The organism is Rhizobium ecuadorense (assembly GCF_001187535.1).
GTDB lineage: Bacteria > Pseudomonadota > Alphaproteobacteria > Rhizobiales > Rhizobiaceae > Rhizobium > Rhizobium ecuadorense.
Genome location: NZ_LFIO01000018.1, coordinates 1 through 356, shown reverse-complemented (window position 1 = coordinate 356; position 356 = coordinate 1). Strand labels below are relative to the sequence as shown.

The window sequence follows — 356 nt, the reverse complement described above, 5'->3', positions numbered from 1 at the left end:
ATATGGAGGAGGGACTGTCGTTCGGCGGTCTCGGAGCGGTCGTCGGCGAACTTGTCCGCCTGCCGATGGTCAGTTCCCGCCGATTGCAGCTAGCCGACGAGCGAACCGGGACGATGGCTCTTGCCGTCCGGCGATGGCGACGGCAGACCGAGGCGAATGATTTTGGCCAGCCGACGGCGTCAACAACCAGATGGCGGGTCAGTGTGATGCCATCGGAAGAGCTGCCGGTACCGGGGGTGGGCAGGCCTCAATGGTTTCTTGAATTGATGCGCGTGAAAGCGGGTGAGTGTGCTGAGTTTCTCGTGAGGGCGTGTGATGACAAGGGTCGTCTCGATCTATCTTCCGGATCTGCCGAC

Annotated in this window: 1 protein-coding gene; it reads left to right on the top strand. The window is 61.5% G+C overall.

Annotated elements, in window-relative coordinates; all coding sequences use genetic code 11:
• A partial coding sequence (locus AF337_RS44060) for an ImuA family protein (protein ID WP_425287875.1) occupies positions 1 to 356 on the top strand: 356 nt, incomplete at both ends.